Source organism: Dellaglioa kimchii (assembly GCF_046115505.1).
In the GTDB taxonomy this organism is placed as follows: Bacteria; Bacillota; Bacilli; order Lactobacillales; family Lactobacillaceae; genus Dellaglioa; species Dellaglioa kimchii.
On the sequence record NZ_CP170736.1, the window covers coordinates 1,179,294 to 1,193,312 of the forward strand.

General features: G+C 34.1%; 14 protein-coding genes. 2 read left to right on the forward strand and 12 right to left on the reverse strand.

Annotation, left to right across the window (positions count from 1 at the left end):
* From rbsD to ACE83Q_RS05855, 5 genes are all read right to left on the reverse strand, one after another.
* Positions 1–423: a D-ribose pyranase gene (rbsD, locus tag ACE83Q_RS05835; RefSeq protein WP_409021800.1), complete on the reverse strand. Its 423-nt coding sequence runs from the start codon at positions 421–423 to the stop codon at positions 1–3.
* A 28-nt stretch (positions 424–451) separates the two neighbouring features.
* Positions 452–1,387 (reverse strand): ribokinase, encoded by a 936-nt coding sequence (rbsK, locus tag ACE83Q_RS05840; protein WP_409021801.1) that lies wholly within the window; start codon positions 1,385–1,387, stop codon positions 452–454.
* A gap of 193 nt (positions 1,388–1,580) precedes the next feature.
* Entirely contained in the window at positions 1,581–2,267 is a 687-nt protein-coding gene (locus ACE83Q_RS05845) for a 2,3-diphosphoglycerate-dependent phosphoglycerate mutase (RefSeq protein WP_409021802.1), read from the reverse strand.
* A 71-nt stretch (positions 2,268–2,338) separates the two neighbouring features.
* Positions 2,339–3,544, reverse strand: coding sequence for a MalY/PatB family protein (locus ACE83Q_RS05850; protein WP_409021803.1), 1,206 nt, complete (start codon positions 3,542–3,544; stop codon positions 2,339–2,341).
* Positions 3,528–4,604 carry an AI-2E family transporter gene (locus ACE83Q_RS05855; protein WP_409021804.1) on the reverse strand — a complete coding sequence of 359 codons (1,077 nt, stop codon included), beginning with the start codon at positions 4,602–4,604 and terminating at the stop codon, positions 3,528–3,530. Before ACE83Q_RS05855 ends, ACE83Q_RS05850 begins: the two co-directional genes overlap by 17 nt.
* A 172-nt stretch (positions 4,605–4,776) precedes the next feature.
* On the opposite strand from ACE83Q_RS05855, the gene ACE83Q_RS05860 reads away from it, so the two are divergent.
* Together ACE83Q_RS05860 and ACE83Q_RS05865 are read left to right on the forward strand one after the other, a co-directional pair.
* A complete protein-coding gene (locus tag ACE83Q_RS05860) occupies positions 4,777–5,499 on the forward strand; it encodes a GntR family transcriptional regulator (protein ID WP_409021805.1) in 723 nt (240 codons plus the stop codon).
* A 146-nt stretch (positions 5,500–5,645) separates the two neighbouring features.
* The gene (locus ACE83Q_RS05865; RefSeq protein WP_409021806.1) at positions 5,646–8,021 is read left to right on the forward strand and encodes a phosphoketolase; all 2,376 of its coding nucleotides are present in this window, start codon (positions 5,646–5,648) and stop codon (positions 8,019–8,021) included.
* Positions 8,022–8,085: 64 nt separating this feature from the next.
* Here ACE83Q_RS05865 and ACE83Q_RS05870 read toward each other — a convergent pair whose 3' ends face one another.
* The 7 genes from ACE83Q_RS05870 to ACE83Q_RS05900 form a co-directional block, all read right to left on the reverse strand.
* Positions 8,086–8,751 carry an ABC transporter ATP-binding protein gene (locus ACE83Q_RS05870; protein WP_409021807.1) on the reverse strand — a complete coding sequence of 222 codons (666 nt, stop codon included), beginning with the start codon at positions 8,749–8,751 and terminating at the stop codon, positions 8,086–8,088.
* Complete coding sequence (locus tag ACE83Q_RS05875; protein ID WP_409021808.1) at positions 8,752–9,813, reverse strand: ABC transporter permease; 1,062 nt, start codon at positions 9,811–9,813, stop codon at positions 8,752–8,754. It lies immediately after the preceding gene.
* A gap of 125 nt (positions 9,814–9,938) precedes the next feature.
* Positions 9,939–10,892, reverse strand: coding sequence for a hypothetical protein (locus ACE83Q_RS05880; protein WP_409021809.1), 954 nt, complete (start codon positions 10,890–10,892; stop codon positions 9,939–9,941).
* A gap of 121 nt (positions 10,893–11,013) precedes the next feature.
* On the reverse strand, positions 11,014–11,346 hold the full coding sequence (locus ACE83Q_RS05885) for an AzlD domain-containing protein (protein WP_409021810.1): 333 nt from the start codon (positions 11,344–11,346) through the stop codon (positions 11,014–11,016).
* 2 nt (positions 11,347–11,348) lie between these two features.
* Positions 11,349–12,128, reverse strand: coding sequence for an AzlC family ABC transporter permease (locus ACE83Q_RS05890; protein WP_409021811.1), 780 nt, complete (start codon positions 12,126–12,128; stop codon positions 11,349–11,351).
* Between the two features lie 96 nt (positions 12,129–12,224).
* The gene (locus tag ACE83Q_RS05895) at positions 12,225–13,610 is read right to left on the reverse strand and encodes a TrkH family potassium uptake protein (protein ID WP_409021813.1); all 1,386 of its coding nucleotides are present in this window, start codon (positions 13,608–13,610) and stop codon (positions 12,225–12,227) included.
* A 70-nt stretch (positions 13,611–13,680) separates the two neighbouring features.
* The gene (locus ACE83Q_RS05900) at positions 13,681–13,917 is read right to left on the reverse strand and encodes a hypothetical protein (protein WP_409021814.1); all 237 of its coding nucleotides are present in this window, start codon (positions 13,915–13,917) and stop codon (positions 13,681–13,683) included.
* Positions 13,918–14,019 lie beyond the last annotated feature (102 nt).

The following is a 14,019-nucleotide window of genomic DNA, read 5'->3' on the forward strand; positions in this document are numbered from 1 at the left end:
CTATTTAATTGCTTCGCCTTCAAAATCAACATTTGATTCCAAAACGATATTTGAAAATGGTGTGATTTCACCTGTTCGTACTGTAGCAATATTATTATCATCGCGACTCATCGATTTCAATTCATCATGTGAAATGAAAACAACTTCAACATCATCATCTAATAAAGCCTTGATAGCAGCATATTGTTCAGGATTAACCGTTTTAATTTCTTCAGCTAAAAAAGCTTTTTGAATTTTCATTTCAGAAAGCGTTGCGGCTAAAACATCAATAAATAACGGTAATCCACGTACGATTGAAAGATCAATTTTACGTCCATCATCCTTAATTGGTAGGCCTGAGTCACCAATTGTTAACCATTGTGTATGTCCAATTTCAGAAATAGCATTTGATAATTTTGTATTCAAAAGATTAGTTTTACGCATAATTTATCTCCCATTCAACAATTTAAATTTATTTATTAGCATCCAAAACAGCTAATACAGCAGATTCAGTTGGAATACTTGGTTGTGCACCAGCATGTGACACCGTTACAGATGAAGCAGCTGATCCATAACGCATAGCTTCAGCTAAATTATCTAAATTAGCATGTAAACGTGTTGCTGTAGCACCAATAAAAGTATCGCCGGCAGCAGTTGTATCAACAGCCTTAACCTTAAATGCTGGAACGACTCCTTCTTCACCATTATCACGCATGTAGAAAGAACCTTCTGAGCCAATTGTAATGATTACGGTATTAATTCCACGTTCAAAATAGTACGCAGCATTGTGTATCATTGAATGTTCATCAGTCACTTCTATCCCAGTCAATAAGAATGTTTCATGTTCATTTGGTGTAATAATATCAGTTAATTCTAATAATTTAGCTGGTAGTCCACCATTTTCAGGCATTGGAGCTGGGTTCAAAATTGTTTTAACACCATGTTCGCGTGCAATCTTGAAACCTTCAATAACTGATTCTGTTGGAATTTCTAATTGCGCAATCAAAAAATCTGATTCAGCAATGGCAGCTTCATGTGCACGTACATCAGCTGGTGTCATATCAGCATTAGCACCACCATAAATATGGATAATATTATCGCCTGTTTCAGCTGAAACAGTAATATAAGCTTGTCCAGTTTCTTCAGTATCTGAAACAATCACATGTTCAGTACTTAAGTTTTCAACATTCATATTCTTTGACGTATCAAATTCTTTACCCACTTTTGTAATCATGTTAGTCTTTGCACCAGAACGTGCAGCGGCAACACCTTGGTTCAATCCTTTTCCACCCATTGCTTCAACTTGATGATTTGGTGTGTGTAAAGTTTCGCCACTAGTTGCGAAACGGGGTACAGAAACAACCTTATCAATATTAGTTGAGCCCAAAACAGTAATAACTTTTGCCATAACGTTTCTCCTTCATTTCTTTGATATATTTATCAAATAGAATCTGTATTCGATTACATCAATATAATACATTCTGTTTGTTTTGGCAAGCGCTTTCCGGTTTTAACTGCTAAAACTACCGACTTTTTCGCCAATTATTGACTAATACAAAAAAACCTGATGACATAAAATTGTCATCAGGTTTTTATTAAGATTAAAGTTTAATTTTACTTACAATGTTTAATTTGTCATCAAGATCGTAAACAACTGGTTCGCCAGTTGCCATTTCAACGCCCATGATGTCTGCATCAGAGATGTTTTCAATGTATTTTGTAAGGGCACGTAATGAGTTACCATGTGCAGCAACGATTACATTTTTGCCTTCAAGTAATTTAGGAGCGATTTCGTCTTCCCAGAAAGGAATAACACGTTCCAAAGTAACTTTTAAGTTTTCGCCACCTGGGATAGCTTTAGGATCTAAATCAGCATAACGACGATCGTTAGCTGCTGAACCTTCATCAGTTGCGCTTAAAAGTGGAGGTAATGTATCGTATGAACGACGCCATACAAGAACTTGATCTTCACCGAATTGTTCTGCTGCTTCGGCTTTGTTTTGGCCTTGTAATGCACCATAATGACGTTCATTTAAGCGCCATGATTTGATTTCAGGAACCCATAATTGGTCTGAACCTTCAAGTGCGTAATGTAATGTTTTGATAGCACGTGTTAAAACAGATGTATAAGCTTGATCAAATTCGATTCCAGCTTCTTTAATCTTTTTACCAGCTGCTTGTGCTTCAGCAACGCCTTGTTCGCTCAAGTTAACATCTACCCAACCTGTGAAAAGGTTAGATAAGTTCCATTCACTTTGTCCGTGACGAATAAATACTAATTTTGCCATAAGATAAAATCCTCTTTTTCTATTTTTAGTTTACTGGTTTATTTTACACTGAAATGAATTAAATTAATAGTCTAATTTAAGCGATTTAGCTTTGCACTTTTGAGTCCCTTTAACAACTGATCAACAGCTATTTGGACTGTTCCTAAATCAGTTGCTAAATTCATTCGAATAAAGCCTGGCGTTTCCTCACTAAACCATTGTCCATAATCAATAGCTAAGCCACACTCATTTTGAATAAATTCTTTCATCCGGCTAGGATTTACATAGGCTGAAAGGTCAATCCACATCAAGTATGTGCCTTCTAGTTCACTAATTTTAATTTCTGGAAATTTATTGACTAATTGGTGGCTGACTTCTAAATAATTGGTCCTTACGATACTCAGAATTTCATCTAACCAAACTGCGCCTGAACGATAAGCTGCCTCCCCAGCAACACATCCCATTAAACTACCCTCTGGTTTATTCAAACGCTGTACCATTTTATCGTACTTAGCTCGTAATTGCGCATTCGGAATAATGATATGCGAGTTTTGTAAAGCAGCTAAATTAAATGTTTTTGAGGGGGCATTAACGACAACCATATTATCTCGATAACGACCTTCGTCAATTGATAACGCTGATACAAATGGTTTGTTTCCCACAATTAAATCTTGATGAATTTCATCCGAAATTACCATCACTTTATTTTCACGACAAATTTCAAAGAGCTGCGTCAGTTCAGCTTCAGTCCAGACGCGACCAACTGGATTATGCGGTGAACAATGAATAAGTAATTTAACATGATTAGCTTTCATATCTCGTTCAATTGCTTCAAAATCCATTTCATATTGATTATTTTCATGTTTCAAAGGTGTCCGTACGATACGTCTGTTATTATCTTCAATTGCACTATAAAAAGGGTAATAAACTGGTGTTTGAACTAAGACGCTATCACCTGGTTCCGTCATTAAATCGACTAATTGATATAATGAATTTACAACCCCTGTACCAAATCTCATCCATTCCTTATGTAGTTCAATCCCATAGCGAGATTGTTGCCAATCAAAAAAGGCATCATAATATGAGTCAGGAATTGTTGAATAACCGAAAACACCATGCTGTACTCGTGCTATTAAAGCATCAGTTACGGCTTTAGGTGCTTTGAAATCCATATCTGCAACCCACAGTGGCAATAATTTATCATCACCATATTGCTCTTTTAAACTATCCCATTTAACTGAATTTGTATTTTTTCTATTCACTCTGAAATCAGCTAAAAATTTATTTTTCTTTACCATCAGTTTGACTACCCTTCCTTATTCCTTTAATTTTACCAATCCGCCCTTTAGATCCAGGAATTGACTTCACACCTAAGATATCCAAGAAGAATGTGAAAATTGGAATTCCGACAATTAACCCCCACGTTCCAAACAACTCTTCACTGACTAACAAAATTACAAATGTAAAGAATATAGGTAATTCTGTCCGACTTGACATAAATTTAGGATTTAATACATATGATTCTAGTAAATGTACGACCATTAACATAATTAAGATGTAGACCACATCACGTACGCCACCAACGGAATAACCAACTAAACTTAATGGAATACATGAAATTAATACCCCTGCGACTGGAATTAAACTTAATAAGAAAATTAATATCCCTAAAGGCAAGAGCTGTGGCATATGCATGAAGTACAGCCCAATCACAGTAATAACTGTATTAACAGTTGCGATAAAGAATTGCGCTTCAATAACGACACCAAATGATTTAACAAATTTTTCACCAAAAAAGTAAATATCCTGGAAAAACCAACCAAAATCACTTGATAAAAAATTTTTTGAGAAATGTGTCATCTGATCTTTTTCGATCGTATAAAAGAAGCTTAGGATAAGCGATAATAAAAATGTTGCTGCCATAAACCCAATGCTCGTTATATATTGAAATACAAGCGTAAAACTACTTTTTAATTGTGGTACAATTTGAGATTTACCAATAGATTTAAGTACCCATTCCATCACAAGATTTGTATCTTTACCTGGATGACGATAAAAATTAATCACATAATGTGCCATTGAAACTGTTTGCGAAACTAAAATAGGAAAATACTTAGTAACTGCCAAATAAAGCAGTGCGATAATTGCCAGATATACTCCTATAACAATTATTCGACTATTAATTGATGAGTGTCTTTGAATAACATTTATCAATCGGACTACTAAATATGTAAATATAAAAGTTAATAGAACAATACTAATAACATCTTTTGCAAGAAAAATAACACCCATAATTACACAAAGTACGACAAATCTACGTAACTTAATATTTTCAATAAAACTTTGCCAAATTTCCAATAGATACACTCCTTTAACTATAGTCTTCATTGTACAAAATATTTGCTAGAATGTCTGTAATTCTTACCTTTTTGTTCTAAAATAATTATTCCTTCTGAAAGTTAGCGACTTGTTGTCTATTAAAACTTATGGTTAACTATGGAGATTGACTCTACGAAAGGAGTGCTCTTGTATGGCTGAATTAATTTATAAACAACTGATTAGTAAACTTAAAAAAAGAATCGCTGCAGATGAATTTCCCGACATGAAACTCCCTGATGAACGTAGTTTGAGTGAAACTTATAAAATTAGTCGTAGTTCAGTAAAACGAGCTCTTAGCCAGATGGCTAACGACGGTATTATTTTTAAAAAACGCGGTTCCGGCACCTTTATTAATCCCTTATATTTAAAAAATAAAACCGTTTTTAATTATGAAGGCTCTAACTTAGGTGTTACAGATGGATTTGAAATGAACGGTAAAAGTCCTAAAGTTAAAGTACTGAGTTTTGAAGTTATTGCGCCCTCAGAAGATTTACAACGCAATCTTTTCCTAGATGCAGATGATTTTGTCTACAAGATTGTTCGCCTACGTTTATTTGAAAAAACGCCTTTTATGATTGAAACAGGCTATATTCCAATTAAGATTGTTCCTAATTTATCTCAAACAATTGTTAAAGGTTCAATTTTTAATTATTTAGAGGATATTCAGAATCAATCAGTTACTAAATCGTCGCTTTCAATCTACGCTGAACCATCAGACGAAAATGATCAAAAACTTTTAGATTTAAAACCAACTGAACCAGTTAGTATAATGGATGGTATTTTCTTCTTAGATAATGGTACCCCATTTGAATATTCAAGTATGAGATTTCATTATAAATTTTCTAAATTTAATACTTTCATGGCCGTTAAATAGGCTATTTAACGGCTTTTTATTTACTTTTTAAAATAATTGGTACGTTCCAATAAATTAAATGATTGACTTTTATTTAATGTTTGTTATTATGAACATATAGAAAGCGCTATAACTTTAGCAAATAAAACATATAGGAGTGTGTAACTATGACAGAAACTGATTTTTCATCTAAATCATATTTAGATAAAGTTGATGCTTGGTGGCGTGCAGCAAACTACCTTTCAGTTGGACAACTTTATTTAAAACAAAATCCATTATTACAAACTGAAGTCGTACCTGAAGACATCAAAGTTAACCCTATTGGTCATTGGGGAACAATCTCAGGCCAAAACTTTATTTACGCTCATTTAAACCGTGCAATTAATAAATATAACTTAAACATGTTCTATATTGAAGGACCTGGTCATGGTGGCCAAGTTATGGTTTCTAATGCTTACCTTGATGGTAGTTATACAGAAATCTACCCAACAATCACTGAAGACTTAACTGGTATGCAAAAATTGTTCAAACAATTTTCATTCCCAGGTGGTGTCGCTTCTCATGCTGCTCCTGAAACACCAGGATCAATCCATGAAGGTGGCGAATTAGGTTATTCATTATCTCATGCCGCTGGTGCTATTCTTGATAACCCTGACGTAATTGCTGCTACAGTAATTGGTGATGGTGAATCAGAAACTGGCCCATTAGCAGCAAGTTGGTTCTCAAACGTCTTCATTAACCCAGTTAATGATGGTGCTGTATTACCAATCCTTGATATGAATGGTTTCAAAATCTCAAATCCTACAATTTTATCACGTAAATCTGATGCAGATTTAACGAAATACTTTGAAGGTATGGGTTGGGATCCAATTTTCGTTGAAGGAACTGATCCTGAGATCATCCATCCTGAAATGGCTAAAAAAATGGATCTTGCTATCGAAAAAATTAAAGCAATCCAAACTGAAGCTCGCAAACACCCAGCTGAAGAAGCAACAATGCCTAAATGGCCTGTTATGATTGTTCGTACACCAAAAGGCTGGACTGGTCCAGAAGTCTGGAACAACGAACCAATCGAAGGCTCATTCCGTGCTCATCAAGTTCCAATTCCTGTAGACCAACGTCACATGGAACATGTTGATGCTCTTGTTAAATGGATGAAATCATACCGTCCAGAAGAATTATTTACAAAAGACGGTCAATTAATTCCTGAATTAAAAGAAATGGCACCTAAAGGCAACCAACGTATGGCAATGAACCCTATTACTAACGGTGGTATTAATCCTCAAAAATTAGTTATGCCTGATTGGAAGAAAAATGCTGTTGATACATCAACTCCAGGTGCTGTTACAGCACAAGATATGATTATTTTTGGTGACTTCGCTCGTGATATTATTGAAGAAAATCCTAAAAACTTCCGTATCTTCGGACCAGATGAAACAAAATCGAACCGTTTGAATGCTATCTTTGAAGCTACTAACCGTCAATGGTTGGAACCAATCAAAGAAGGTAATGACGAATGGCAAAATCCTGTAGGCCGTGTTCTTGATTCACAATTATCAGAACATCAAGCTGAAGGTTGGATGGAAGGTTATGTCTTAACTGGACGTCATGGTTTCTTCGCTAGTTATGAATCATTCTTACGTGTCGTTGATTCAATGTTGACACAACATTTCAAGTGGTTACGTAAAGCCAAAGAACAAACATGGCGTAAACAATACCCATCATTGAATGTTATTGCAACATCAACTGTATTCCAACAAGATCATAATGGTTATACTCATCAAGATCCAGGTATGCTTGGTCATTTAGCTGATAAGAAACCTGAATTTATCCGTGAATATACACCTGCTGATTCTAACAGTTTATTAGCTGTTATGAATAAGACTCTTCAAAGTGAAGAACTTATTAACTTAATCGTTTCAAGTAAACAACCACGTCCTCAATTCTACTCAGCTGATGAAGCTCAAGAACTTGTTGACAATGGTTTGAAAGTTATCGATTGGGCAAGTACTGCTAAGGGCGATGATGCTGATCTTGTTATTGCTGCTGCTGGTTCAGAACCTAACTTAGAAGCTTTAGCTGCTGTTAGTCTTTTAAACTCAGCATTCCCAGAATTGAAGATTCGTTTCATCAATATTGTAGATATCTTAAAATTACGTCATCCTAAGATTGACCCTCGTGGTTTCTCTGATGAAGAATTTGACGGTTACTTTACAACTGATAAACCAGTCGTATTCGCATTCCATGGTTTCGAAGCTATGGTTCGTGACATCTTCTATGATCGTCATAACCACAATGTTTCAATCCATGGTTACCGTGAAAATGGTGATATCACTACACCATTCGATATGCGTGTCTTGAACCAAATGGATCGTTACAACCTTGCTAAAGATGCTGTCTTACAAGCTGGCAACTTAGGCGCTGCAGGCGATAAATTTGTTAAAGAAATGGAAGCTATGGTTGCTAAACATGAATCATACATCCGTGAAAATGGTGATGATCTTCCAGAAGTTAATAACTGGAAATGGACTCCACTAAAATAGTAAAACTTTAAACGAAAAGAGAACCGCAATTGCGGTTCTCTTTTTTTGTCGTTATCATTAAAAATCATTCTTTTGTTAGCTGTCCATCTCGCATAAAAAATGTTTGGTCCGTATATGCCAAGACATCTTCATCATGTGAAACCATAATAATCGTTTGTCCCGTCTTTTTTGTGATATCGGCAAGTTGAGCGGCAACTTGCTTCGCTCTTTTACTATCTAAGCTTGCCGTTGGCTCATCAGCAAAGATGAGTTCCGGTTGCCCAAATAATGCTCTAGCGATTGCAACACGTTGTCTTTGACCACCTGAAAGACTAGCAGGATATTGATTTCTTTGGTCCCATACACCTAAGTCGCGTAACATCATTTCAGGATTACGACTTTCTTTTTTAGTTTTCATTTTATTGACTAATTCGAATTGTTCTAAAACGGTTAAAAAAGGCACTAAATTAGACCCTTGTAAAATAAAACCAAATTCATTAAATCGTAACTTAGTTCGTTCTTTCTCGCTTAATTGTCCAATCTCTTGATCTTTAAAATAAATTGTCCCATCAGTTAATCCTTGTAATCCACCCATAATTGTCAGTAATGTTGTTTTTCCAGATCCTGATGGACCCGTCAAGCCGATGAACGTCCCTTTCTCAACCACTAAATCAATACTATCAAGAGCTAACTTTTTACTATCACCTTTTCCAAATGTTTTAGAAACATGAGATAATTTCATTAAACTCATTTAGACACCTCCAATTGCATCAAGTGGATCAACACGTAATATTTTAAAAATGGAGAATAGTGATCCCAGAATAATCATCAATAACAAGATAACCGAAAATCCTACGACTAAGAAGACATTATTTAAAAATGGGACGGCAGATGGTAGTGAAAGTGCTGTTGCCACATCTGCAATAATGCCCAATCCTATTCCTAGCAAACCTAGTAATGACGACTCCCAAATTAAACTTTTAACCAAAGTCCCACTAGAGACTCCTTGTGCCCGTAGCACCCCATAAACGGCCGTTTTTTCAATGGTTAAAATATACATAAAGATACCTACAATAAATGCGATAATAACAAATAAAGCACCAATCATTAACGTAAAGGTCTTCACTTCTGGACCATATCCCGGTATGTTGTTAATCACCTTATCCATTGTTAACGTCGCTAATTGTTTATCTTTTTTAATTTTAGCTGGATTTTTTAATACAACTGCATTAATTTTTTCAGTCGGATTGTCCGGACCATAACGTAACGTTTGATAGTCAGCTAATTGTAAATACACAACTGGTGCTGTTGTGTATTTATTACCTGTCGTTAGCCCCACTACCTTATATTCTTGTGTCGCATTATTAATTTTTATTTTTTGGCCTAATTTAGTGGCATCTAATCCATTATCAATAACTACTTCGTTAACTTTCTGCGGCATTCTACCTTGAACTAATTTAGGCTTCAGAAATTGATTAAATTGAATTCCAAAAACACTAATATTAGCTTTTGGTTCATTTTTCCGACTAGCAACGCCCATCATTTGACCTAAATAAGCATAGTCTGATTTTGACCCTGAAATCTTAGGAAGTGAGTCTTTTTGTATCTCAGAAGATGCCAAATTATTATTCGCATACTGACTGATAACAATATTATCCGCATCCCAATTATCAATTGAAGACCGATTATTATTCGCAAGCCCAAAAGCCAATCCCGTTAAAAAAAAGATGAGATATGAAACTAAAAAGATGGTAAAAATAATCAGACCATACCGAAGTTTATTATGTTTAATCTCTTTAACAGCTAAGTACATGTTACATTCCCCCTTATTTCTACTATATAATAACTTTACATAAAATGGAAAATTATTGTTTTCAACAAAAGTTTTAAAAAAAGCATAATCCTAAAATTTAGAATTATGCTCCTAGAAGTATCGATTTATTTGTAATCTCGTGCTGCAATAGCTTTAACACTTGTTGTTTCTTTAACAGCCTGTTTAATAATTTTTACAACATCAGAATCACTAAATGAATTAGGGTTAACACCTGCAAATTTAATTGAGTCTCGTGCTGCCTTAATACGGGATGCTGTAATTGCTTTACCGTTACCATCTACTATGTTTGATGAACTTGTTGTATATTCATTTGAACCTGAGTAAGTTGATGCAGCGGCTTGTTCTTCTGACGTCAATGTAGCTGACGAATTGTTTTTTATTTCTGGTATACTATACTCCGACCCATAACCACTACTTTTAGATGATGGTGTTGAACTTTTCGAACTACTTGTCGAACTACTTGAAGAACTAGAACTACTTGTTGGGTAGCCAATCGTTGCCAAATTCTTATCATTTTTTTGTTGTAAGTCTGTTGCTTTTTCCTTTAAATCTGAGTAATAATTTTTATCAATACTACTATCATTTAAGATTTCAGTTAATTTATCGTTTGATGCTGTATAGCTATATTCCGTATTTAAATTCATTGCTTCATTATATGTTTTTGTAAATAGTGTACGTTTTTCAAGAACCGTTGTTAATTCTTTTTTTAAATTTGTTGCTCGTTTTTTAATAACTGCTGACCCATCATGATCTGCTAGTACGATGCTAATTGCATCCTTTGCTTTACTATATTGACGAGCTTCAGTTTTGTTGAGTACTGCCTTGTAATGTGTCACCTGTGTCTTATAAGCTTGTGCGGTCGCATCATTTGATTTCTTTTTTAAAGCGACATCAAAATAATTTTCTGCCTCAGTATATTTTGCATCTTGAATCGCAGTTTTACCGTTCTTCATGGCTGTATTATAATTTTTATTTGCTTCTGCATGTTTCGTTAAACCGTAGCCACCAAACATACCTACAATAACAACTGCAACTAATCCCCATACCCATTTTTTCATTTTAACCACACCTCTTATCCCTATATTTATATCGCTGTTATTATATCATGGAACATCCTTCAAACGTTAATCAAAATAAGAATTTAGTCCCTTAGAGAAACTAAATTCTTATTTACTTAATTTATAATATAAGTGACAACAGCATAATGGCACAAAGTCCAAGTACAACAGATAATCCCATTGATCTCGTACGATATGCGATCGCGAATACGACCACAGCCGCTATTAATTTTGTGACGTTGTCTACGCCCACAAATTGAAAACTTGAATCAATAAAAAGGTCTTTAAAAACTAATGCTGAAAATAACGCAACGGGTACATACTTCATCCATTCATTAAACCATTCTGGGATTTCTCGAGATGAAAAAATTCGTAATGGAATAAATCGTGGTAAATATGCAACAATTGCAGATAAAATAATTAATAAAAAATGATCCATTGTTGTCATTTCCATAGTTAACTTTCCTCAGAAACTTTAGACTTTCTACTTATTGTATGTCGACTTGCTTTTGGTTTAATCGTATTTAATAATTTATTTCGTTTACCTTTTTTAACAATTTCATGTTCAATAATAAATCCAACAAAAGAAGCCAACAAAGTTGCCACAACTAATCCCATTGTACTTTGGAATAGTGACATGAAAATAATTGCTAAGATACCTGAAAGGATACTAATGATAATTGTGAGGTAATTTTTAAGTTGCATGACTATCATGTAAATAAATAATGAGGTTAATGCAAATTCAACAATGCTTAAATTAATTTTTAACCCAGCACCAATTAAACTACCTGCGATATTACTCATCGTCCAAAATAATAATGAATAATGTTCAACCATTAAAGCATCTTTTGGTTTCCATTCTTTATCCGTTGCAAATTTTAAATAGTTTACTGCGTAATTTTCATCGTTTAGTGATGCCGCAAATATGTATAAAAACTTACGACTAGTTCCTCGAATATACTGTGACAAACTAGCACCTAATAACGCATAACGTAATTCTAAGAAAAATAGCATAGTAACAATTGAAAGAATTGGCGACTGAATCGTCAACATTGATGCAATTAAAAACTGTGCACCACCTGAAAAAACAAGTATGGAAACTAATCCTGCTAATATCGTATTGAAGCCTGCTGCATGCAACAAAATACCACACGCGAGTCCAATTGGGACGTAACTCAGGCAAAGCGGCATCGCAATTTTAAAAACTGTGAGCCAGCGTTTCTCTGTTTCTTTCACGATAGTCCTCCAATAATATAAAGTTGGTTTAACGATATAAATTATAGCATACATCTGTTTCTTAATACTCATTATTTAATAACTCTAATCAAAAAGTTATCCAATAATGATCTGTTCTGATGGGAAACGATACTTTTCATCCCGTTCTTTTTTCGAAACAAAGAAAATTAGCATGTATAACATACCTACACGTCCAACAAACATCAGAATAATAATAACCATTTTACCGATAATACTTAATGAACTGGTAATTCCCGTTGATAATCCCGTCGTTCCAAAAGCAGATGTTACTTCTACAATCAGTGAAATCAACGAGTGATTTTCCGTAATGCTTAAGATAAAGACCGCAATTAAACACATAAAAATCGATAAATTAACAACTACAACTGATTTTTGGATATCATTTTCATGAATCCTTCTATTAAAAATATTCACATTCTTATGTCCACGAATAAACGATAACAAGTATAATCCTAAAATCCCAATTGTTGTTGTTCGAACACCCCCACCAACTGAACTCGGACTAGCACCAATAAACATTAACATAGAAAAAATCAATAAGGTCGTCGTATTAAAATCACTAATTTGATTAATTTGTAGTCCAGCATTACGCGTTGTAATACTATAAAACATCGCTGTCATAACTTTTTCAATGAATGCCTTATGTGCAAAATAACCATTATGTTCAGACAAGAAAATTAATATTGTTCCAATAAAGAAAAATCCTATCGCAAAACTACCTGCTAATTTTGTAAATAATGAAAATCTAAATTTTTTATGTCCTGGTTTGAACCACGTAACCTTGATCCACGCCAAAATTTCAATAATAACTGGAAATCCTAATCCACCTATAAAAATTAAAATCATAATTAAAAATAAAAAGACGTAATCTTTCGAATAAGGGATAATAGATTTTCCAGTAACATCAAATCCCGCATTTGTTAAAGCGGATATTGCGATATAAAATCCATCAAAAATTGATGTAGCTAGGTGTTCAAAACCATCACGTATATATAAATAAATTGAAAATATCACACCAAAAAAAGCTTGAATTCCTAACATAATACCGAAAATTGAATAGACTAAACGAACATTTCCGCTTAAATGTGGCTGATTCATATCAGTTTGAATTAACCGGCGTTGCTGCAACCCAATGCGTCGACCAGCAATTACCATAATAAACGTTGAGAGCATTGTTATACCAAAACCACCTATTTGAAAAAGTATCTCTAACAAGATGATGCCGTTATTATTATAGATTTGTTCTATCGGAAATGTAGTCAATCCGGTAACACTAACCGTTGAGACTGCCATGAATATTGTATCAATAAATGGCACACTAGCACCGGGTTGTTTGAAAAACGGAAGACATAATAAAATACTTGTTACTACAATCAACGCTAAATAGTAAAAGACAACAATTTGTACGGGAGAGGCCAACAAACTAGCTTTATCAAGATATTTCTGGATCCACCTATTCATTCTGACTCCCCCCTTTCAATTTTAAAAAAAGAGATTAGCGCTAAGTACGCACGCTAATCTCTAATCCTGATTATTTAATTAATTCTAACCCTGCATAACTAACAACAATTTTATGTTTTAATTCTTCAGCAGTTTCATTCTTAATAAATTCCTTATCAAATTTAATAATAGCCGAATTTTTTAGTTGTTTTTCAACGACACCAGTAAAGAACTCGTTATTTGTTTCAAAACTAACACGTGTATCAGCTGGAAATGGAATTCCTTTTTCATTGACTTCAACGTTTTTTTCATCAAAATGACTTAACATAATTTGGCCTCCTATTGTTTTAAATATTAATAGTAACAGTATACCGCTTTTTAGTTATTATTACGACCATTAGGGCTAAGATTAAGACCCTCAATTTAATTA

What these genes read in the sequence shown, in the direction of transcription:
- rbsD (WP_409021800.1), bottom strand. Translation starts at nt 423, where the DNA reads ATGCGTAAAACTAATCTTTTGAATACAAAATTATCAAATGCTATTTCT.
- rbsK (WP_409021801.1), bottom strand. Translation starts at nt 1,387, where the DNA reads ATGGCAAAAGTTATTACTGTTTTGGGCTCAACTAATATTGATAAGGTT.
- ACE83Q_RS05845 (WP_409021802.1), bottom strand. Translation starts at nt 2,267, where the DNA reads ATGGCAAAATTAGTATTTATTCGTCACGGACAAAGTGAATGGAACTTA.
- ACE83Q_RS05850 (WP_409021803.1), bottom strand. Translation starts at nt 3,544, where the DNA reads ATGGTAAAGAAAAATAAATTTTTAGCTGATTTCAGAGTGAATAGAAAA.
- ACE83Q_RS05860 (WP_409021805.1), top strand. Translation starts at nt 4,777, where the DNA reads ATGGCTGAATTAATTTATAAACAACTGATTAGTAAACTTAAAAAAAGA.
- ACE83Q_RS05865 (WP_409021806.1), top strand. Translation starts at nt 5,646, where the DNA reads ATGACAGAAACTGATTTTTCATCTAAATCATATTTAGATAAAGTTGAT.
- ACE83Q_RS05870 (WP_409021807.1), bottom strand. Translation starts at nt 8,751, where the DNA reads ATGAGTTTAATGAAATTATCTCATGTTTCTAAAACATTTGGAAAAGGT.
- ACE83Q_RS05875 (WP_409021808.1), bottom strand. Translation starts at nt 9,813, where the DNA reads ATGTACTTAGCTGTTAAAGAGATTAAACATAATAAACTTCGGTATGGT.
- ACE83Q_RS05880 (WP_409021809.1), bottom strand. Translation starts at nt 10,892, where the DNA reads ATGAAAAAATGGGTATGGGGATTAGTTGCAGTTGTTATTGTAGGTATG.
- ACE83Q_RS05885 (WP_409021810.1), bottom strand. Translation starts at nt 11,346, where the DNA reads ATGGAAATGACAACAATGGATCATTTTTTATTAATTATTTTATCTGCA.
- ACE83Q_RS05895 (WP_409021813.1), bottom strand. Translation starts at nt 13,610, where the DNA reads ATGAATAGGTGGATCCAGAAATATCTTGATAAAGCTAGTTTGTTGGCC.
- ACE83Q_RS05900 (WP_409021814.1), bottom strand. Translation starts at nt 13,917, where the DNA reads ATGTTAAGTCATTTTGATGAAAAAAACGTTGAAGTCAATGAAAAAGGA.